Annotated in this window: 20 protein-coding genes, 1 pseudogene and 1 riboswitch; of the genes and pseudogenes, 14 read left to right on the plus strand and 7 right to left on the minus strand. The window is 40.1% G+C overall.

The features are described 5' to 3' along the window. The first annotated feature begins 156 nt into the window (after positions 1-156). The 4 genes and pseudogenes from AC6CHV_RS14760 to AC6CHV_RS14775 all read left to right on the plus strand — a co-directional run bounded on the left by AC6CHV_RS14760 (position 157) and on the right by AC6CHV_RS14775 (position 5458). Positions 157-1623, plus strand: coding sequence for a CoA-acylating methylmalonate-semialdehyde dehydrogenase (locus AC6CHV_RS14760; protein WP_498079112.1), 1467 nt, complete (start codon positions 157-159; stop codon positions 1621-1623). Between the two features lie 22 nt (positions 1624-1645). Beyond that, a complete protein-coding gene (locus AC6CHV_RS14765) occupies positions 1646-2998 on the plus strand; it encodes an aminotransferase (protein WP_498079113.1) in 1353 nt (450 codons plus the stop codon). A gap of 90 nt (positions 2999-3088) precedes the next feature. After that, a pseudogene (ald, locus tag AC6CHV_RS14770) lies at positions 3089-4191 on the plus strand (alanine dehydrogenase). A gap of 16 nt (positions 4192-4207) precedes the next feature. After that, on the plus strand, positions 4208-5458 hold the full coding sequence (locus tag AC6CHV_RS14775; protein WP_498079114.1) for a hydantoinase/carbamoylase family amidase: 1251 nt from the start codon (positions 4208-4210) through the stop codon (positions 5456-5458). 208 nt (positions 5459-5666) lie between these two features. Here AC6CHV_RS14775 and AC6CHV_RS14780 read toward each other — a convergent pair whose 3' ends face one another. Further along, positions 5667-5984, minus strand: coding sequence for a hypothetical protein (locus AC6CHV_RS14780; RefSeq protein WP_341332183.1), 318 nt, complete (start codon positions 5982-5984; stop codon positions 5667-5669). A gap of 147 nt (positions 5985-6131) precedes the next feature. Between AC6CHV_RS14780 and AC6CHV_RS14785 the strand changes: the two genes are divergently transcribed. The 4 genes from AC6CHV_RS14785 to AC6CHV_RS14800 are packed head-to-tail and all read left to right on the plus strand — an operon-like array spanning position 6132 to position 9607. Continuing rightward, on the plus strand, positions 6132-6332 hold the full coding sequence (locus tag AC6CHV_RS14785) for a hypothetical protein (RefSeq protein ID WP_498079115.1): 201 nt from the start codon (positions 6132-6134) through the stop codon (positions 6330-6332). A 55-nt stretch (positions 6333-6387) separates the two neighbouring features. Next, positions 6388-7533 carry a GNAT family N-acetyltransferase gene (locus AC6CHV_RS14790; RefSeq protein ID WP_498079116.1) on the plus strand — a complete coding sequence of 382 codons (1146 nt, stop codon included), beginning with the start codon at positions 6388-6390 and terminating at the stop codon, positions 7531-7533. Beyond that, the gene (kynU, locus tag AC6CHV_RS14795; RefSeq protein WP_341332180.1) at positions 7520-8815 is read left to right on the plus strand and encodes a kynureninase; all 1296 of its coding nucleotides are present in this window, start codon (positions 7520-7522) and stop codon (positions 8813-8815) included. The genes AC6CHV_RS14790 and kynU overlap by 14 nt, the downstream gene beginning before the upstream one ends. 48 nt (positions 8816-8863) lie before the next feature. Further along, positions 8864-9607: a hypothetical protein gene (locus AC6CHV_RS14800; protein WP_341332179.1), complete on the plus strand. Its 744-nt coding sequence runs from the start codon at positions 8864-8866 to the stop codon at positions 9605-9607. Positions 9608-9750: 143 nt separating this feature from the next. On the opposite strand, the gene AC6CHV_RS14805 is transcribed toward AC6CHV_RS14800, so the two are convergent. Next, positions 9751-10746, minus strand: coding sequence for a zinc-binding dehydrogenase (locus tag AC6CHV_RS14805; protein ID WP_121445216.1), 996 nt, complete (start codon positions 10744-10746; stop codon positions 9751-9753). A 744-nt stretch (positions 10747-11490) separates the two neighbouring features. On the opposite strand from AC6CHV_RS14805, the gene AC6CHV_RS14810 reads away from it, so the two are divergent. Then, positions 11491-12540 carry a P1 family peptidase gene (locus AC6CHV_RS14810; protein ID WP_498079117.1) on the plus strand — a complete coding sequence of 350 codons (1050 nt, stop codon included), beginning with the start codon at positions 11491-11493 and terminating at the stop codon, positions 12538-12540. A 15-nt stretch (positions 12541-12555) separates the two neighbouring features. After that, positions 12556-13257, plus strand: a complete 702-nt coding sequence (locus AC6CHV_RS14815; RefSeq protein WP_341332176.1) for a gamma-glutamyl-gamma-aminobutyrate hydrolase family protein — start codon at positions 12556-12558, stop codon at positions 13255-13257. A 45-nt stretch (positions 13258-13302) separates the two neighbouring features. Here the strand turns inward: AC6CHV_RS14815 and AC6CHV_RS14820 are convergent, their stop codons facing one another. The 3 genes from AC6CHV_RS14820 to AC6CHV_RS14830 form a co-directional block, all read right to left on the minus strand. After that, the gene (locus tag AC6CHV_RS14820; RefSeq protein ID WP_121445213.1) at positions 13303-13626 is read right to left on the minus strand and encodes a hypothetical protein; all 324 of its coding nucleotides are present in this window, start codon (positions 13624-13626) and stop codon (positions 13303-13305) included. 97 nt (positions 13627-13723) lie between these two features. Beyond that, on the minus strand, positions 13724-14725 hold the full coding sequence (locus AC6CHV_RS14825; protein ID WP_498079118.1) for an HAAS signaling domain-containing protein: 1002 nt from the start codon (positions 14723-14725) through the stop codon (positions 13724-13726). Then, a complete protein-coding gene (locus AC6CHV_RS14830) occupies positions 14712-15059 on the minus strand; it encodes a helix-turn-helix transcriptional regulator (protein ID WP_121445211.1) in 348 nt (115 codons plus the stop codon). The genes AC6CHV_RS14825 and AC6CHV_RS14830 overlap by 14 nt, the downstream gene beginning before the upstream one ends. A 168-nt stretch (positions 15060-15227) precedes the next feature. Here AC6CHV_RS14830 and AC6CHV_RS14835 point away from each other — a divergent pair, with 168 nt between their 5' ends. From AC6CHV_RS14835 to thiD, 4 genes are all read left to right on the plus strand, one after another. Next, on the plus strand, positions 15228-15926 hold the full coding sequence (locus AC6CHV_RS14835; protein WP_341332174.1) for a YetF domain-containing protein: 699 nt from the start codon (positions 15228-15230) through the stop codon (positions 15924-15926). A 70-nt stretch (positions 15927-15996) separates the two neighbouring features. Continuing rightward, a riboswitch (TPP riboswitch) is annotated at positions 15997-16106 on the plus strand. A gap of 60 nt (positions 16107-16166) precedes the next feature. Beyond that, positions 16167-16991: a hydroxyethylthiazole kinase gene (gene thiM / locus AC6CHV_RS14840; RefSeq protein ID WP_498079119.1), complete on the plus strand. Its 825-nt coding sequence runs from the start codon at positions 16167-16169 to the stop codon at positions 16989-16991. Then, on the plus strand, positions 16978-17625 hold the full coding sequence (thiE, locus tag AC6CHV_RS14845) for a thiamine phosphate synthase (RefSeq protein WP_341332172.1): 648 nt from the start codon (positions 16978-16980) through the stop codon (positions 17623-17625). Before thiM ends, thiE begins: the two co-directional genes overlap by 14 nt. Then, entirely contained in the window at positions 17625-18410 is a 786-nt protein-coding gene (gene thiD / locus AC6CHV_RS14850; protein WP_440272308.1) for a bifunctional hydroxymethylpyrimidine kinase/phosphomethylpyrimidine kinase, read from the plus strand. The genes thiE and thiD overlap by 1 nt, the downstream gene beginning before the upstream one ends. Before the next feature lie 1394 nt (positions 18411-19804). Here thiD and AC6CHV_RS14855 read toward each other — a convergent pair. Together AC6CHV_RS14855 and AC6CHV_RS14860 are read right to left on the minus strand one after the other, a co-directional pair. After that, positions 19805-20872 (minus strand): nitronate monooxygenase, encoded by a 1068-nt coding sequence (locus AC6CHV_RS14855; protein WP_498079120.1) that lies wholly within the window; start codon positions 20870-20872, stop codon positions 19805-19807. A gap of 52 nt (positions 20873-20924) precedes the next feature. Further along, complete coding sequence (locus AC6CHV_RS14860) at positions 20925-21695, minus strand: methyltransferase domain-containing protein (RefSeq protein ID WP_498079121.1); 771 nt, start codon at positions 21693-21695, stop codon at positions 20925-20927. Between the last annotated feature and the right edge of the window lie 56 nt (positions 21696-21751).

Here is a 21751-nt window from a genome sequence, read left to right on the forward strand (position 1 = left end):
GGGTTTTTTCGTGCAAAGAGTATTCATAATGTGGAAAAATAACAAGCAGTTATTTTACAGAATGTCTAATGAAAGCATTTTCATTATGAGGGATAATTTACATATAGGTTAAGGATTAACGAATATTGAAATACGAAAAAGGAGGCTGTACAAAAAATGTCAGTAGTCAAAAATGAAACAGTTGTTCTGAAAAATTATATAAATGGGGAATGGGTGGACGCCCTTGGAACTCAATCACTTGAGGTACCCAATCCAGCAACAAAAGAGACATTAGTTCGTGTGCCGCTTTCTTCAAAGGAAGATGTAGATTTAGCTGTAAAAGCGGCTAGAGAGGCATTTAAAACATGGAAAAATACTCCTGTTCCCAAAAGGGCAAGGATCTTATACAAATATCACTATTTATTAATGGAGAATCATGAAAAACTAGCAAGACTTGTTGTCCAAGAAAACGGTAAAGCATATAAAGAGGCACATGGTGAAGTTCTACGAGGGATTGAATGTGTTGAATTTGCAGCAGGTGCACCTACTTTAATGATGGGTGAGACATTATCAAACATTGCAGAGGATATAGACTCTGAAATGTTCCGATATCCATTAGGAGTAGTAGGAGGAATTACTCCATTTAATTTCCCGATGATGGTCCCAATGTGGATGTTCCCATTGGCAATTGCTTGTGGAAATACGTTTATTTTAAAGCCATCAGAGCGGACGCCAATGCTAGCTAATGAGCTTGCTAGATTATTTACAGAAGCGGGTGCACCAAACGGCATTTTAAATGTTGTTCATGGGGCACATGATGTTGTAAATGGTTTGTTAGATCATCCAAATGTCAGTGCAATTTCATTTGTAGGCTCACAGCCAGTTGCGAAATATGTATATGAACGTGCAGCGCAACAAGGGAAACGCGTTCAAGCTTTATCAGGTGCGAAAAACCATCATATCGTGATGCCAGATGCAGATATGGAAAAAGCAGTAGCCAATATCATAAGCTCAACATTTGGTAGTGCAGGGCAGCGATGTATGGCTTGTAGTGCCGTTGTCGTTGTAGGAGATGGAGAAAAGTTTGTATCTGCGTTAAAGGATGCTGCAGATCGACTCACGATTGGAAATGGAATGGATGATGAGGTGCTCTTAACACCTGTTATCCGCGAGTCACATCTAAATAAAGTACTTGGTTATGTAGAAAAAGGGCTTGAAGAAGGTGCGCAACTTATTAGAGACGGCAGAAAAGAAATGGATGAAATGCCAGAAGGAAATTTTTTGGGTCCAACCATTTTTGACCATGTAACCCCAGAAATGACGATTGCTAAAGAAGAAATCTTTGCACCGGTTTTAAGTCTACTAAGAGCTAAAGATTTAGACGAAGGTCTTGATTATATTCGGAAATCCCGTTTTGGAAACGGCGCCACCATCTATACAAAGGATGCTAGGGCAGCAAGACAATTCAGAGAAGAAGCAGAAGCGGGTATGCTTGGCATTAATGTGGGTGTACCAGCTACAATGGCCTTTTTCCCATTTTCTGGTTGGAAAGATTCGTTTTATGGAGACCTTCATGTGAATGGTAAAGATGGAGTAAATTTCTATACGCGCAAAAAGATGATTACATCCCGATTTGATTACTAATTTGGATGAGGAGGGAAGCGGTATGACGAAGGTTACGCAAGGGGAAGACCTTTTAACAAAGGATAAGGATTATGTATGGCATGGCATGAAGCCATATAATCCAAATTCTACGCTAGTCATTACGAAAGCAGAAGGGTCATGGGTGACAGACCATAATGGGAAACGGTATCTTGATGGAATGTCGGGGCTTTGGTGTGTAAATGTGGGATATGGAAGAGAAGAGTTAGCACATGCTGCATATGAACAGCTAAAGCAAATGGCCTATTATCCATTAACACAAAGCCATGAACCAGCAATCCAACTTGCAGAAAAGCTTAATGAAATGCTAGGAGACGAGTATGTTATTTTCTTCTCTAATAGTGGGTCGGAAGCAAATGAGACAGCCTTTAAATTGGCTAGACAATACCATCAGCAAAAAGGAGAACACTCTCGTTACAAATTTATTTCTCGATATCGTGCTTACCATGGTAATTCCATGGGATCTCTAGCCGCAACTGGCCAAGCGCAGCGTAAATATAAATATGAACCACTCGCACCAGGCTTCATTCATGTATCGCCACCAGACCTATACCGATCTGATGAGAAGGTGGGTGCAGAAGTATCGGATTTAAAGTTTGTTCAGGAAATAGACCGTGTGATGACATGGGAGCTAAGTGAAACAATAGCCGGCGTGATCATGGAACCAATCATTACTGGTGGTGGAGTCATTGTTCCACCTGACAAATATATGGCTGGAGTAAAGGAAGTATGTGAAAAGCATGGTGCCCTACTCATTGTTGATGAGGTTATTTGTGGGTTCGGGCGAACAGGCAAACCATTTGGATTTATGAACTACGGTGTAAAACCAGATATCATTACAATGGCAAAGGGCATTACAAGTGCGTATCTTCCTTTATCGGCAACAGCCGTGAAAAAAGAAATATACGAAGCTTTTAAAGGGTCAGAGGAATATGACTATTTCCGTCATGTTAATACGTTTGGTGGAAACCCAGCAGCATGTGCATTGGCACTTAAAAACCTAGAAATTATGGAAAAGGAAAAGCTTTTTGATCGGTCAAAGCACCTCGGTGACAAATTAAAAGATGGCCTTATAGCAGCTTTAGTGGACCATCCTTATGTTGGTGATATTAGAGGAAAAGGTTTATTGATTGGGCTTGAACTCGTCAAGGATAAACAAACGAAGGAACCACTTGAAGTAAGTCAAGTCAATAAAGTGATCGCAGGGTGCCTACAAAGGGGTCTAATTATCGGAAAAAATGGAGCGACAGTAGCAGGGTACAATAATGTCTTAACCCTTGCACCACCTCTTTCAATTTCTGAGGAAGACCTAGAATTTGTCCAAAGAACCCTAATTGAAGAAATAAAGTCATTGTAAAAAAGGGTATGTATCAACACTCGTAATCTATTTTCATAATAGAAATAGATTGCGGGTGTTTTTCCCAAGAAAAAAGAAAGGTGGATGGAGATGAGAATTGGAGTACCAAAGGAAATTAAAAATAATGAAAATCGTGTGGCCTTAACTCCTGCAGGTGTTATGCAGTTGGTTCAACATAATCATGAGGTTTTTGTTGAAACTGGTGCGGGCCTGAACTCAGGCTTTTTTGATGAACTTTATATTGATGCTGGAGCAAGAATAGTTCCAACTGCTGCAGATGCATGGGCTTGCGATATGGTGATTAAAGTAAAAGAACCAATCCAAGAGGAATTTCAATATTTTTATGATGGATTACTATTATTCACTTATTTGCATCTAGCCGCAGATCGAGAGCTTACAGAGGCTTTAATCCAAAAGAATGTTGTTGCGATTGCATATGAAACCGTGCAGTTAGAGGATAAAAGCCTTCCTTTACTCACCCCAATGAGTGAAGTAGCAGGTAGAATGGCGACACAAATTGGAGCCTCTTTTCTTGAAAAAACAAAAGGTGGGAAAGGTGTTCTACTAGGTGGTGTACCAGGTGTTAGTCGTGGAAAAGTCACTGTTATTGGCGGTGGTGTAGTCGGAATGAATGCTGCAAAAATTGCAGTGGGCCTTGGTGCGCAAGTTTCGATATTAGATGTCAGTGCTACAAGATTGCGAGAGTTAGATGATATTTTTGGAAATCCATCACAACCTTGATGTCGAATCCATTTACGATTGGCCAAGCGGTTGCAGAATCTGATCTCGTGATTGGTGCTGTTCTTATTCCAGGCGCTAAAGCTCCGAAATTGGTGACAGAAGAAATGGTTCGTTTAATGGAGGAAGGGTCAGTGATTGTCGATGTTGCAATTGACCAAGGGGGTATATTTGAGACGGCTACCCATGTTACCACGCATGCAAATCCTACATATACGAAACATGGGGTCGTTCATTATGCAGTAGGTAACATGCCTGGTGCTGTTCCTAGAACATCTACTATTGCACTTACGAATGTAACAGTCCCATATATTCTACAGGTTGCAAATAAGGGCTATGAACGTGCCTTTGCGGAAAATAGAGCCTTGCACAAAGGACTAAATGTGATTGGTGGAAAAGTCGTTTACGAAGGGGTTGCAAGAGCTCATAATCTACCGTTTGTAACCACTATTTAAATAGGAGGCTGATTCTATGAATATCCAAACATTAACCATTAATAAGGAACGACTTGAACAGAGAATTACAGAGTTATCAAAAATAGGGAAAATCGGTGAAACGGGAGTGTGTCGACTAACCTTATCTAAGGAAGACCGGCAAGCGGTAGAAACGGTTAAAGGCTGGATGGAGGAAGTGGGGTTAACTGCTAGAATTGACCACTTTGGAAATCTAATTGGAAGAATGGAAGGGAAAAATCCGGATGCCCCGATATTAATGCTAGGATCGCATATTGATTCCCAGCCTTATGGAGGAAGATTTGATGGAACAATTGGTGTATTAGGCGCACTTGAAGTCATTCAAACAATGAAAGAAAATCACGTAGTTCCAAATCGCCCAATTGAGGTAGTTGCTTTTTCAGATGAAGAAGGTTGCCGCTTTAATAAAGGATTATTTGGTGTAAGGGGAATCCTAGGGAAACTCGAAGAAGATGAGTTAGATCGTCAGGATAAAGATGGCGTTACAAGAAGAGAGGCTCTCATTGAATTTGGTTGCAATCCTTCAAAATTTAAAGAGTCAGAGTATCCAAAAGGAAGCATTGGCTCATTCCTTGAGATGCATATTGAACAAGGACCTGTTCTAGAAAATATGAATAAACCAGTTGGAATTGTGTCAGGTATTTCGGGTCCATTATGGTTAACAGTTGAATTAGAAGGCTTTGCTGGGCATGCAGGTTCCGTTCCAATGCCAATGAGGAAAGATGCCCTTGTAGGTGCTGCAAAAATCATCATAGCACTCAACGAGATAGCAAGCCAGGAGCCTGGGGCGCCAACCGTTGGTACAGTGGGAAGTTTACGGGTTTTCCCGGATTCACGTAACATCATTCCTGAAAAAGTAAGTTTTACGGTGGACTTAAGAGATATTGATTTAAATAGACGTCACAAGCTTGAGGCACAATTACATGAAAAGATTAAGGAAATTACCGAGGAACACGGGCTACGAAGTAAAATTACAGAAGATACTAATAGCGAACCTCGTTATTGTGCAGAAAGAATCAAAGATATTATGCGCAATGAAATGCAAAGCATAGGATTGGAACCAATGGAATTAATGAGCGGTCCTTTTCACGACTCATTAGCCATGTCATATGAATGTGAATATGGAATGATATTTGTCCGTTGTAAAGATGGAATTAGTCATAATCCTAAGGAATTTTCAACCTTTGAAGATATCTCACTAGGTACTGAGCTCCTGTATCGTACAACGGTAAGAATGGCTCAGGAATAACCTAAATAAAAAACGAATGTAGAGCTTACTTCTACATTCGTTTTTTTATCTTATTTATTTATTTGTAAAGAAATCTTTAAAGGCTTGTGTAATCTCGATACCTTGAAAGATGAACAGGCTAGTCACCGTTAACGAACATAATCCGATCATAATGAATCTAAACCACATAATTTTTCTCCTCCTTGATTTTTATAATGATGTAAAAAAATCAAAGAGCTTTTACCACATAATTAGATTGATAAAAAATGGGTGTTATCCAGATAAATTTTCGGTAGGTTTTGTTGACTTCGATGTTTTTAAAAACACCTCGCAGGACGATAAAACCCGATGTGATTGAAAAAAGCACCCAAGAAATTTTTGGTTTACCATCATCATTGGAAGAAAAATTGTCGATTGAAACACTGCTAATAGTTACTGTGTTTTCTTGAATGTCGGGTGATTTAAACGCATGGGAATGTGCGATTGTAGCTGAAAAAGACATGATCGCAACAAACATGATGATGGCTAGAGCGAATCGCTTCCTCATTTTCTACCATCTCCCCATTGTTAATGTTACTATCTTACACCCGATGAACTGTAAAATCCACAAAAATAATTTTACAAAAATTGCGAAATTTCATATTGTAAATTGAAAAATGTGGGAACTATGTTACCCTAAAGAAGGGGTGAAGTAATGAGTAAAAGTAAACGAAATCTCCTCATTGCAATCATTGGGAGTCTTGTGATTGTAACGTTTGGTGTTGTAAGAATACTAGAAATTAGAGATAACCACGAAATGAACACACAGATTTTAGAAGCGTGTATGGACAAAGGGGAAACTGTTGTATTTGAAGCGAAAAATATCTTTAGTCTAGACGAAGTTAGCTGCGAGTAAATATGAGTATTGATCAAAATAGATTAATTCTTTTCTAAACAGGAGTTGGTAGGCTATGACAATCGAAAGACTTACTGAGGAACAATTTTTAGATTCTGTGCGTTTATCAGAATATGCATTTACATATAAGCTTTCAGAACAACAGCTTGATGAGGTTCCTAAAAAACTTAAAAACCATCAAATTTATGGAATCTATGAAAATAATAAGTTAGCTGCAAAGTTTCATCTCATACCACTCTCCACATATGTGGGGGATCAATCGTTTAAAATGGGTGGAATAGCAGGTGTTGCGACGTATCCGGAATACCGAAGACGTGGGTATGTGAAGGAATTGCTTACGTATGCGCTTGAAACGATGAGGACACAGGGATTTACCGTTTCGATGTTGCATCCATTTGATGTATCTTTTTACCGAAAATATGGCTGGGAACTATTTAGCAATCGCCTTAAAACGCTTCATAAGCAAGCTGATTTGACTATGTTTGAACCTGCAAATGGTACGATCAAGCGTTATCAATTTGAAAACGCCAATCTGGAAGAGCTAAAACAGATCTATGCGCAGTATGCAACTACATTCTCGGGGATGCTGGTTCGGGAGGGCGATTGGTGGAAAAGTGTGGTTGATGATCTGAATATTGCTGTTTATTACGATACAGCTAATAAGCCAACTGGTTATGTCCTCTATGAAATTAAAGAGCAAAAAATGACAATAGAGGAATTTGTCCCTGTTAATGTTGAGGCTCGACATGGGTTATGGAATTTTATATGTCAACACGATTCAATGATTTCTGAGCTCGAAATGATTTCATATGAACAAGAACCATTGTTTTTCGCATTAAAGAGACAAAAGACCGTGAAACGTGAAGTGAGTCCATATTTTATGGTGCGAATTGTTGATGTAGAGTCATTTCTACAAGAATACAAATTTGCAGGAAACGAGATGATTAAGCTTCAAATTACAGACCCATTTGCACCTTGGAATGAAAAAACATTCCTTATTAAAGATGGCAAGGTTCGTATTACCGACGACACAGATGGAGCGATTAAACTTTCGATTAATGCATTGTCCACGGCCCTCTTCGGTCATCAACGTCCGAACGAACTTTTTGCAGTTGGTATGATTGCAGGATCAGAAATTGAAATAGAAGCATTTGAAAAAATGATTCCGAATCGTCCTGCATATATGTATGATTTCTTTTAAGGGGGAATCTGTTTTGAATTCTTTAGAGTATGCAAGAAAACTTGATAGAGAGGATCCGTTAGCTCCGTTCCGTGATGAATTTTATATAAAACCGGATACCATCTATTTGGATGGAAATTCACTTGGACTGTTATCAAAGCGGGCAGAACGTACATTACTTAGTTCATTAGAGGATTGGAAAGAATATGGGATTGATGGATGGACACAAGGGAGGAAACCTTGGTTTTATATGTCTGAACAGGCAAGCGAATTACTTGCTCCGCTTGTTGGAGCATCACCTGAGGAAGTGATGGTAACGGGTTCAACGACGGTGAATCTCCATCAATTAGTTGCCACCTTTTATAAGCCAAAAGGGAAACGTACAAAGATTGTTGCAGATGAATTAAATTTCCCATCTGATATTTATGCCCTACAAAGCCAGTTGCAAATTCATGGACTTAACCCAGATGAGCATCTTATCAGGGTAAAAAGTCATGATGGAAGATATATTGCTGAAGAAGACATCATTTCGGCTATGACCGATGAGGTGGCTCTGGTGGTTTTGCCCAGCATATTGTATCGAAGTGGTCAAATCATAGATATGCAACGTCTCACTTATGAAGCGCATAAGCGCGGAATTTTAATCGGGTTTGATGGCTGTCATTCAATCGGTGCGATTCCACACTCCTTTTCTGAATGGGATGTAGACTTTGCCTTTTGGTGCAATTATAAGCATCTTAACGGTGGGCCTGGAGCGGTTGCAGGATTGTATGTGAATCGTAAGCACTTTGGTATATTACCGGGTTTAGCGGGATGGTTTGGATCGAATAAAGAAAAGCAATTTGATATGGAACATACGTTTACGCCAGCGGGCAATGCGGGGACCTTTCAAATTGGGACTCCTCATGTATTAAGTTTGGCACCTTTACTAGGTTCACTTGAAATGTTTGCTGAGGCAAGGATTGAAAATATTCGGAGTAAATCTCTTGGATTGACTAATTTTTTAATTGAACTAATCGCTTCTGAACTAACATGTATGGGTTTCACGATTGGCTCACCCCGTGATAATTCTATTAGGGGAGGTCACGTAAGTCTCGAGCATAAGGAAGCAGCACGAATTTGTAAGGCGCTAAAAGAAAATGGAGTGATTCCAGACTTTCGAGCTCCAAATATCATCCGACTTGCACCAGTGCCCCTTTATAATTCCTATGAGGACGTTTGGAAAGTTGTTCAGATGTTAAAAACAATAATGGACGAAAAACAATACGAAAAATTTAAAAATGAACGAGACGTAGTAGCGTAAAGGTATACCAACCCGGTATACCTTTTACAGCTTAAGGGAGGAATTCATGTGGCAATCGTGGCTGGTTCGAAGTTCGAAACATACAAACAAAAAATTTTATCCTTGCCCAGGGACTATAAGGAAGAAGACATTAAGAGCAAGACATTTTTATTGGAAGTTGATGAAAAAAAGCACCTCGAAATTTATTATGCCCCATTTGAATACGTAAATGAGTCTGCAAAAGTTATGATAGTCGGAATTACACCAGGACTACATCAAATGAAAAAATCATTTTCAACAATCCTTGATCCGAAAAATAAAGGTCTATCTGATGAGCAACTCTTACACGAGGTGAAAAAGAATTCAAGTTTTGAAGGTCCGATGAGGAAAAATCTGATTGGGATGCTCGATGAACTTGGGTTACACTCATACCTGGGAATTGAATCTACCAGTGAGCTTTTTACGTCTGCCAGTCATCTTGTTCAAACAGCTTCTGTTATTAGGTATCCAGTATTCTATAAGGGGAAAAATTACAGTGGCTCAACTCCAAAGATGTTAAATACGGAATTGTTAAAGAAGCATATTATGGATAGTTTTACAGAAGAGTTAGTGCGTATTCAAAATCCACTCATCATTCCTTTAGGGGTTAATGTGACAGCAGTGTTCAACTACCTAGCAGAAAATGGGTATGTATCCTCAGATAACGTTCTTTATGGATTTCCACATACCTCAGGTGGAAATGGTCACCGCCATAGACAATTTGCTGAGAACAAGGAGCAGATGAAGAAAAAGTTAGCTAGTTATTTTGGATAAAAAAACTGCACCTTTATTATAGGTGCAGTTCTAGTTATCTAGCTTCACTAGCCATCGTCTTTGGGTTACAAGTCAATAGCTTCTGAAGGTAAAAAGCACTTTTCTTGTCTTTTTGTTGGTGAGGGTGACTTGAGCTTTACGTTTTAGTCTTCGATTTTTATCACGATTTTTCCGAATTGTTCAGCTTCGTCAATACGCTGCATTGCTTTTTTAGTTTCTTCCAGAGGGTATACTTTATCAATTACAGGTTTAATTTTATGTTCATTGACAAATTGCAACATTTCATTAAACTCTTCTGTACTCGCCATGGTGGAGCCAAGTAATGTATATTGACCATAAAAGAATTCACGAAGATTGAAGTCCACAGAATCACCAGCAGACGCACCGAATGTTACCATTTTTCCACCCTTTCGAAGCTGTCCAAGTGATTTATGGAATGTCGCTGCTCCAACTGTTTCAACTACGATATCTGCTTTTTCTCCATTTAACGCCTCATTCCAGTTACCATTGCTATCAATCGCTACATCAGCGCCTAATTCAAGAGCTTGTTTTAGCTTCGCTTCAGAGCGAGAAGTAACGATAACACGAGCCCCGATTGCTTTCGCAAATAGTAAAAGGAACGTTACGGCACCACTTCCGATTCCAGGTAATAAGATAGTATCAGTTGGCTTTACATTTGCACGAGTGAATAATGCGCGATAGGCAGTCATGGCTGCAAGAGATAAGACTCCAGCTTCATCCCATGATAAATGTGCTGGCTTTGGACCAACATTATCCGCAGAGATTGTGATTTTTTCGGCAAAGGTTCCGTGATCGGGTAATCCAAGAATCTCATGACCTTCAGGTGGAGCATCGCTATTTTCTTTCCAGCCTAAGGAAGGATTGAGGATTACTTCATCCCCAATCTTAACATCTTCAACACCAGGGCCAACCGCTTCAACAATCCCAGCGCCATCCGACCCAATTACTAATGGGGGATCTGTTTCTTTATGTCTATGTAAAACAAATAAATCACGGTGATTGAGTCCAGCGCTTTTTAGCTTAACCTTCACTTCACCTTGTTTTGGTTCAATCTCATCAATATCGGAATAGGATGTTCCGTCCATTCCAGGAACTTTGTAATGTACAAACGCTTTCATGTTTTTCCCCTCCTAAATTGTCTAAACGATAGTTTCATTTTAATAGAATTCTACAGAACATTTCAACTAATTGGATTGTAGAGGGGATGCGTGTCCGATTTTTTGACTTGGAGTAAGGAAAGGTAACGCAAGAGTGGGATACGTACCGGATTGTTAGATTTGAAGAGTAGAAGAATAATGAAAAGGCCAAATTTGTAGCTAGGTAGCCTACTACACACTTAAAAGAGGTCACTTATTGGATAAAATTAGGAGAATGCGAACCAACAAAATCGCAAAACACGCCCGCATCTGGATAAAATTAGGGAACAGCGAACCAGCAAAGCCGCGAAAGGCGCCTGCATTTGGATAAAATTAGGGAACAGCGAACCAGCAAAGCCGCGAAAGGCGCCTGCATTTGGATAAAATTAGGGAACAGCGAACCGGCAAATCCGCGAAAGACGCCCGCATCTGGATAAAATTAGGGAACAGCGAACCAGCAAAGCCGCGAAAGACGCCCGCGTCTGGATAATATTAGGGAACAGCGAACCAGCAAAGTCGCGAAAGACGCCCGCATTTGGATAAAATTAGGGAACAGCGAACCAGCAAAGTCGGGAAACACACCCGCATCTGGATAAAATTTAGGGGGAGCCGAACTAGTTACACGCCATCCAAATGCACCACAAAAAAATCTCTCCCCATCTATACTCGATCGAGCCATTTAACCTATACTAATAACAAATATCAATCGGAAAGGGTTACACAAAAATGCAAATAAGACTAAAAGATTACGGGATAAATATCGGTAACTTACCAACAGGAACTTTAAATAAAATCACAGATGTAAAAGGCGTGAGAGTCGGCCACTCCACCATATCCGACGCGGATATCCAGACAGGGGTGACAGCCATCATCCCGCACGACACAAATATTTTTAACAATAAAGTGGTTGCTGCTTCATATGCTATGAATGGGTTCGGAAAGACGATGGGGACTCTTCAAATCGATGAACTGGGCACAATTGAAACACCTATTCTGCTAACAAACACGCTAAGTGTGGGGGTAGCAGCCAATCACCTTATCAGTTATATGCTTGAGCAGAACAAAGAAATCGGTGATACAACCGGGACAATAAATCCTGTCATCGGCGAGTGCAATGATATGTTATTAAATAATATCCGAAAACAGTCAATTAAAGAAACGAATGTCCTGGAAGCGTTAGAAACAGCAACAACCAATTTCGAAGAAGGCAGTATAGGAGCAGGTGCGGGAATGAAATGCTTTGGGCTAAAAGGGGGGATCGGTTCCTCGTCACGAATCCTTACATATCCTCATGGAAACTACACCCTGGGCGTCCTGGTGCTATCGAATTTTGGGGAGATTGATCAGTTTCGCCTAAACGGAATCCATGTGGGTCCAATCATCAAAGAGAAGATCTCGTCAAAAAGTGAGAAGGGTGACAAAGGCTCCATCATGATCATCATTGCAACTGATTTGCCGGTGACTTCACGTCAATTAAAGCGAATCATCAAACGTGCATCAGTGGGACTTAGTAGAACAGGTTCTTTTATTGGAAATGGGAGTGGGGATGTTTTCATCGGTTTCTCAACCGCAAACACAATCAGTCATGAAAATAAAGGGGAACTCCAAACTATAAAAGTCATTCATGAAGATGACTTGGATCAAGCCTTTTTAGCAACAGCAGACGCTACAGAGGAAGCGATATTACAATCATTACTAACTGCGAAAACGACAATAGGCAGAAATGGAAATACACTGTATTCATTGGCAGAACTGATGAGTGAGATCATTTCATAATGAGGGGGAATAAATATGAATAAGCCGATTATTGGTGTTACCTCGCATGTTGAGTTGGATTATAAACATACGCTGTCGAATGATTATATTCAAGCTGTAATTGGAGCAGGAGGAATTCCGGTTATTTTGCCAATTGGCATTGATGAAGATGTTTCACAGATTGCCAGTAAGATAGATGGGCTTCTACTGACAGGGGGAGGGGATATTGACCCAACCTTATTTGGAGAGGAGCCACATCCAAAGCTCGGGACGATTTCGCCAGGAAGAGATGATTTTGAGCCAGCCATCATTCAGGAGATATTAGATGCTAATAAGCCAATCCTTGCAATCTGTCGCGGTATCCAGATTTTGAATATTGCACTTGGTGGGGATATGTATCAGGATATTTATGATCAACATGAAACCGGGCTACTTCAGCACTCACAGAAGGCAACAAGATATCATCTTGCCCACTTTGTGAAAGCAAAGGAAGGGAGTTTGCTAGAATCTATTGCTGGGTCTTCTGAATTTAAGGTGAATACGTATCATCACCAGGCAGTTCGCCATGTACCATATCCACTTGAGGTTTCAGGGGTTGCATCAGATGGAATCATCGAGGCAATCGAAAGCAAGGGACATTCTTTTGTGTTAGGCGTGCAATGGCATCCTGAAGGCTTGGCGGTCAATGGTGATGAGATTGCGAAACGTATTTTTACAAGATTTGTAGAAAGTTGTTAAGAAAAAAGGAGTTAAGTCTTATACACAGGACTTAACTCCTTATCTTTATCCCCAGTACTCTAAATACTCATAATTGTCAGTGGGAACTCTTTTGATTACTTCATTCGCTTCATTACGATAAATTTCATATTCACGGTAGATGTCAACCTTATTACCGTTGACAATCTCAGTGTCAACATACTGCATCTCCAATTCTAGAATCAGTTCCTCTTCTGAAGTATCCTCTTCCGGATTTGCTGTTACTTCTTCGTCCGAAGACATACCAGATACAGAAATTGCATTTTTGTATTCATAGACATCATCTGATTCAATTACACCGGTCACAAATATAATGGATAGAATCCCGATGGCGGTCAACAATTTATTCAAAGTTACCAAACTCCTTTGTTCCATATCTATTACTCATCTATATGCATTCGAGAAAAAGATTAGGACAACTAATCCCACGGGAGTTGGTAAAAGTCTGTTATCGGATACGATCCTTTCGAAAACCATCATATATACTAATTGCCGCAGATACTAAGAGAATAGTAATTACACCAATAATAAACCTAGAGTTAAAGTGATCTGGGTTCATGGTGAAAAGGTCTTCGGACATATAGGTGATAAAGGCCTGGTTCATGATATTCGGATGTATGAATATCACGATGAATACAATGGCTCCGATTAGTTCGACAGCAGCATTAGAGAAGGCCAAGCCTTTCGTCCATTGTCCCTTAATTAATTTATATAAAGCAAGTGCAATTTCTGTAACAATCACAATAAGAACGATTGGCCAGAACTGTAACAAAACGTCTTGATTTAAGGCTGGAATTACAAATTCAAGTCCATCTTTCCCGCCTTCGTAGATACCTAAAAGCTGATTTGCTTTAAAATATAGAGTTGCCCAAATGGCAGTCCATAGTAAACCTCCAAAAACTTCAAACTTTGAGATCGCTTTTTTCTTTGGGATATAGGTTATACTTTTTAAATCATCTGGAGTCCATTTTTTTAGACTGGATGTTAATGGTTGGTCATCTTTTGATTTATCCGTTCTTTCGATAATGGCAAACACAATTGTCAGCCAAAAGAATGTTTGTATTGATACTTCAATAATTCTCCATATGCCGAAACCGACAATTTTCAATACCATATTAATGATGGTTTCCTCACCTTGTTGCCCAAGAAAATACTCAGGGATGATTGCGATGAGTGAGATAACAGCCGCAATCGGTATAATCATTTTTAATAAAGTAACATACACATCAAAATAACGTGGTCCAATAAGGTACATGGGCCGATCAAGATAACCACTGGCCAATTTTGCCGGGCTCCCTAATTTTTCTAACGCGATTTTTACATCTTCTTCATTGTAATCATCGGGCAACATGTCCTCGATTGTCGACCGCAGTTCAAGAGCAATGTCATCTCTCACTTTTTCAGGAAGTCGTCGCGTGACTTCCTGAATGTAAATTTCAATCAGATTCATAATCTTCCTCTCCCTCTAATAATTTATATAGCTCTTTCGAATTTTGAATCCATTCCTTTTTTAATTGTAAAAAGATTTCGAGACCGTATTCACTCAAAACATAGTACTTTCTGGGCCTACTCTCCGTTGTGTCCCAATTGCTTGTCACTAGTTCCTGTTTTTCCAGCCGACGAAGCAGTGGATATAACGTACTTTGCTCAATGTTGATACCTGACCCCTCTAATAACTGGACTAGGGAATAGCCATATTGTGGGGTTCGTAATTGACTCAAAACCGCTAGTGTCAACGTTCCTCTTCTTAGTTCAGTTATTAATGAGTTAAATAAATCACTCATTTACCCACCTCATTTTTATTACTATATGACATACAGTATTTGATTTATACTATGTATCGTACACTATTGTTGTGAAGAAAACAATTCTTTTTTTAAAATTGGGTGAATTAATTAAATCGCTTTATTAGGGATAAAATAAATCTCAACAAACTAAAAAGGAGTTTTATGATGGCTGCTTCACAGCTCTTACTAAGGATCGCTATTGCTTTTGTTGTGTTATTTGTACTTGCAAGAATAATGGGAAGAAAAGAAATCAGTCAAATGACATTTTTTAATTTTGTTTCTGCCATTGCTATAGGCTCTATTGCCGCAAATTTTGCAATGAATTCAAATGTAAGTATAGTAAATGGGGTACTAGCGTTAATAGGCTGGACTGTTTTTACATTAGCGATTGCTTTTATTGATATAAAGTCGAAAAAAGCAAGGAAAGTAACAACAGGGGAACCGATCATTGTGATAAAAGAAGGAAAGGTTATGGAGAATTCACTTCGTTCAACACGACTAGATATGGATACCCTTAATTCAATATTAAGACAAAAAGGGTACTTTTCTATTAAAGATGTACAGTATGCCATCTTTGAAACTAGTGGCCAACTTTCGGTGATGCCATACGAACATAAAATGCCTTACACAAAAGAGGATGCCAGTGTTAAGAGTAATCCCTATATATATCCAACCTCGACCGAGGTCATCTCAGACGGTGTAATTAATAACATGAATCTTTCTAGATTAAATTTAGATACAAACTGGCTAAACCAACAATTAAAAAATGCTGGGGTGACGGATGCATCTGAGGTCTTTTATGCAGAGGTACAAAAAGATGGGACACTATACATTGACAACATAGACGACAATATGATGCATTAAGCCTCCGGAAAAATGTATAGGACTTAAAAAGAATGACAGCACAGATTCGTATGCTATAATAGAATCAAATTGAATAGTGCAGGGGAGCTCACACTTGTGGGCTGAGAGTAAGCAAAATGTAGCTTTGACCCTTTACCTGATTTGGATAATGCCAACGTAGGGAATGTGTGTAAGTATGACGATTCATGCGGTATATCTGTTTCAGGTATACCGCATTTTTTATTTGAATGGAGGATTACCATGTTTGAGCAAATCTTAAAAAACGTTAGACAAAAAACACCGCTCGTCCATAATATTACAAACTATGTGACGGTTAATGATGTTGCAAATATTGTCCTTGCTTGTGGAGGTTCACCAATTATGGCGGACGATCCAAAAGAAGTGGTGGATATTACAAGTATTTGCAATGCGCTTGTGATTAATATCGGTACATTAAATGAGAGAACGATAGAATCTATGATTTTAGCAGGGAAGGCAGCAAACAAACTAGGACATCCTGTTGTTTTGGATCCAGTTGGAGCAGGGGCGTCCAGCCTAAGAACTAATACTGTTTATCAGCTTTTAGATGAGATACGATTTGCTGTTATCAGAGGGAACCTATCAGAAATAAAAACGGTGCATGCAGGCAGTGGAAATACCAAAGGTGTGGACGCAGCTGCAGAAGACGTCATCAATGAAGGTAATCTCGAAGAAATGATTCAGTTTGCTAAACAGGTAAGTAAACAAACAGGTGCAGTCATTGTAATCACAGGTGCTATAGATATCGTTGCGAACACGAACGAAGCATTTGCAATCAGAAATGGCCATCCGTTGATGTCGAAAATTACAGGGACAGGCTGTATGCTTACTTCTGTTGTAGCTGCTTATTGTGGAGCGAATCCTAGTGAAATTTTAAAGAGTACAGCCGCAGCAGTGAGCGCAATGGGATATTGCGGTGAATTAGCTCATCAAAAAGTAGAAGAAATGGATGCAGGAACTTCATCATTCCGTATGTACTTGATTGATGCGATGAGTAAACTAAATTTTTTGCAACTGCAAGGTGGTATGAACATTGAAAATCGATAAAAAATTTATGCAACTATATGCAGTAACAGACCGTGCCTGGACAGGCAGCCAAACCTTAGTGGAACAAGTCGAAGCAGCGTTAAAAGGTGGTATTACATTCCTTCAACTAAGAGAAAAGAATCTTGGGTATGATGATTTTTTACAAGAAGCTATTGAACTTAAAATGTTAACGGCTTTTTATGATATTCCTTTTGTTATTAACGATAATGTTGAAATTGCGCTAGCTTGTGATGCAGATGGTGTGCATGTTGGTCAAGAGGATATGCGGGTTGAAAAAGTACGTGAAATGATTGGCACGGATAAAATTCTAGGCGTGTCGGCTCAAAATGTAGAACAAGCTATTGCTGCTGAGAAAGCTGGTGCAGATTATCTTGGTATTGGTTCGGTATTCCCAACAGGTACAAAAAAAGACGCGAAACCAATGACATTCGAAACCGTGCAAGAAATTTGTAAGAGTGTTTCGATTCCCATCGTTGCAATTGGTGGGATTAATAAAACAAATATTTTAGAGTTAGTTGGAAGTGGGGTAGACGGTGTTGCGGTTGTATCGGCAATCTTTGCACAGTCCGATATCACAGCCGCTACAAAGGAGTTAAATAAGCTTTCAGCAACGATGGTAGGGAGTGGAAAATAATGAAAAAGGTATTGACGATTGCAGGATCTGATTGTAGTGGAGGAGCTGGAATTCAGGCAGATATTAAAACAATTACAGCCCATAATATGTATGCAATGAGTGCAATCACAGCTCTTACTGCTCAAAATACAACTGGCGTATACGGGGTTCTCGATTCGACTCCTGAATTTGTCGGGCAACAGCTGGATTGCATCATGACTGATATTTTTCCTGATAGTGTAAAGATCGGCATGGTGTCATCTCCTGAAATCATCCATAAAATCGTGGAAAAACTAGAAGAATATAAGCCTTCAAATATAGTAGTGGATCCAGTCATGATATCAACTAGTGGGAGTAGACTTTTGAGTGAATCGGCAATGGACGCCTTGATTAGTCAATTAATTCCGCTTGCTACTATTATTACACCCAATATTCATGAGGCTGAGGCGCTTGGTGGGATGGAGATTACCACGAAGGAAGACATGCAAGTGGCTGCCCAAAAATTGTCCGAAACCTATAAAGGGGCCATTTTGATTAAAGGTGGACATCTTGAAGATACTGCGGATGACCTATTATATAATAATGGCGAGTTCACATGGTTCCCTGGAGAACGGATCAGTAACCCGAACACGCATGGCACAGGTTGTACACTCTCATCAGCCATTGCTTGTAATTTAGCAAAAGGCCATGATATTAAAACGAGTATAAAAGAAGCAAAACAATATATTACGGGAGCAATCGAAGCGGGACTAGACCTTGGAAAAGGCAGTGGACCATTGAATCATTGTTACGCCCTAAAGAACTAATTAGAGTTGCAGCGTCTGAAGCAGTTGTGTCAACTTCTGACAAGGCACCGCCGAACAAGGGGGATAGTGTCTGAAGCCGAGGAGACTTCGGACAAGGGACCGCCGAACAAGCGAGATAGTGTCTGAAGCGGAGTTAAATTCGGACAAAGAATCGCTGAACAAGCGGGATAGTGTCCGAAGTCGAGGAGACTTCGGACAAGGGACCACCGAACAAGTGGGATAGTGTCCGAATTCGAGCAAACTTCGGACTTGGGACCACCGAACAAGCGAGATTGTGTCAGAAGTCGAGCAAACTTCGGACAAGGAATCGCCGAACAAGCAAGATCGTGTCCGAAGTCGAGCAGACTTCGGACTTGGAACCGCTGAACAAGTGAGATTGTGTCAGAAGTCGAAAAAACTTTGGACAAGGATTCGTAGAACAAGTGAGATAGTGTCCGAAGTCGAGCAAACTTCGGACATGGATTCGCCGAACAGGCAAGATTGTGTCTGAAGTCGAGCCAACTTCGGACAAGGAATCGCCGAACAGGCAAGATTGTGTCTGAAGTCCAGCAAACTTCGGACAGGGATTCGTAGAACAAGTGAGATAGTGTCCGAAGTCGAGCAAACTTCGGACAAGGAATCGCCGAACAGGCAAGATTGTGTCTGAAGCCGAGCCAACTTCGGACTTGGGTTCGTAGAACAAGTGAGATAGTGTCCGAAGTCGTGCAAACTTCGGACATGGATTCGTAGAACAAGTGAGATAGTGTCCGAAGTCGAGCCAACTTCGGACTTGGGTTCGTAGAACAAGTGAGATTGTGTCCGAATCCGAGCAGACTTCGGACAAGGGACCGCCAAACAAGCAAGATTGTGTACAAAGTCGAGCAAACTTCGGACAAGGAATCGCCGAACAAGCGAGATAGTGTCCGAAGTCGAAAAAACTTCGGACTTGGATTCGTAGAACAAGCGAGATAGTGTCCGAAGTCGAAAAAACTTCGGACTTGGATTCGTAGAACAAGCGAGATAGTGTCCGAAGTCGAGCAGACTTCGGACTTGGAACCGCTGAACAAGTGAGATTGTGTCCGAAGTCAAGTCAACTTCGGACAAGAGACCACCGAACAAGTGGGATAGTGTCCGAAGTTGAGCAAACTTCGGACAAGGAATCGCCGAACAAGCAAGATCGTGTCCGAAGTCGAGCCAACTTCGGACAAGGAATCGCCGAACAAGCGAGATTGTGTCCGAAGTCGAGCAAACTTCGGACAAGGAATCGCCGAACAGGCAAGATTGTGTCTGAAGTCAAGCAAACTTCGGACAAGGAATCGCCCTACAAGTAAGCCAGAGTCTGAAGCGGATACAACTTCTGTCTTGGCACCACCGAACAAGCGAGCCAGTGTCTGAACCCGAGAACACTATTAACATTAGATGTGTTTTACTTCGGAGATGATTGATTCTATTAAGTTTGCAACGCTTTGATTCTTAGCTAATCTTGGACTTTGTCCAGACCAAAGGGACATGAAGTCTTTATTATTCTGCGAATTTGATGCCTTTCGGATATCCTGGGTAAGTGAAATTTGAACAGGGAACTCTGGGAGGTTTTTTTCGTGTTCCTTCATGTTTTCAATAAAGGGATTGATGAGTCCTCGTGCCCATTTACCAGAAAATGTACGGGTTACGACCGTTTCGTCATCAGACGCATTCAGAATGGATTTTTTATGGATAGGATGTGCCCCACTCTCAATGCATGTCAAAAATGCGGTCCCCATTTGAACAGCCTGTGCACCTAAGCAAATAGATGCCTTTAATCCTCTGCCATCCATGATTCCACCAGCGGCTATGACTGGAATCTTAACGTTATCAGCCACTTGTGGTATAAGTGACATTAAGCCAATTAAGCCCTTGTGCCCGTTATGAATAAATCCTCCACGATGCCCACCAGCTTCACTGCCTTGAACAACAACCAGATCCAATCCTGACTTTTCGATTTCTATGGCTTCTTTAACAGATGTTGCTGTTCCCATTAAAACCATCTGATGTTGTTTTAATTTGGAAATCACTTCTTTTGAAGGAAGACCAAATGTAAAGGAACAAATAGAAACCTTTTCCTCAATGATAACGTTAATTTGCTCATCAAACTTCTTTATTGTATCCGTAAATGAAGGGATCTCAACATGTTCATTTGGAGGTATGTTTAATTTTTCACGAATCGGATTAAGTAATTGATTTGCTGACTTCACTTCATTTTCTTTAGTATGAAATTTGGTTGGAACAAATAGATTAACTCCAAAAGAATGGGGCGTAAGCTTTTTGATTTCACTAATCTGTTCCTGTAGTTGCAAAGGCGTCATGTATCCAGCACCTATCATACCTAAGCCTCCTGCATTTGATACAGCAGAAACTAATTCTGAAGTTGTAACACCACCAGCCATTGGAGCTTGGATAATTGGATGTTCAATCTCTAGCAGTTCAGTAACTTTGTTTTTAAGCAAAACGAATACCTCCTAAATGAAAGAAAGTGGGGGTCTTGCCCCCACTTTTATCTTAAAGTTTTGTAGCTTTTAAAACAAATGCTTCTCCTTGGAAGGAGATGATTTTATCATTCTCAATCTGAATACGAAACTTTTGTTTGACCTTTTCGGAAGAGTTTCGCATGTATTCGTTCAGTTCGGCCTTTTCGGTGTCTGAAAGATTCATACGGTTACACCAACTTTCAAAGTCAAATGGCTTGTCAAAACGATAGAGTTCTTGGATTTCAAAGCCTTCATTTTCTAGCATTTGTAACCATTCAGACTTTTTCCAAGCACGGAAATGACTATAGTCTCTCTTTTTTTCAACAGTATTATAAAATTCATCAAATTCCTTGTTTTCAGGAGCTACATTATCATCTAACAAGAACTGTCCACCTGTTGTTAAAACACGTGATACTTCACTCACGAAACTTGTAATGTTAGGGAAATGGTGAGGAGCAATTCTGCAAGACACAATATTGAATGATTCATTTGAAAATGGTAGTTTTTCAGCATCACCTTCAACAAATTCAACGTTTTCATGGCCATTTCCTTTAATAAATTTTTCAGCAGCAGCTAACATTTCTGGTGTTAAATCTAATGCAATAACCTTTCTTACACGAGGAGCAAGGGCATTCGCAGTATGTCCGCCACCAGTAGCAACATCGAGTGCTAGCTCTGTTCCTGTGGCATCGGCTAATGCAATCAATGTTTGTAAATCTCCACCTTTACGGTGACCTTCACTTGTTACATAAGAGGCAGCACTGCTGCCAAATTGTTTTTTAACGTCTGATTTAATATCCATTCTTTCTCCTCCATTGCGTTTGTTACTTTTATCATATAGTAATAATTAATATAAGA

Source organism: Ferdinandcohnia sp. GQ5, assembly GCF_059759275.1.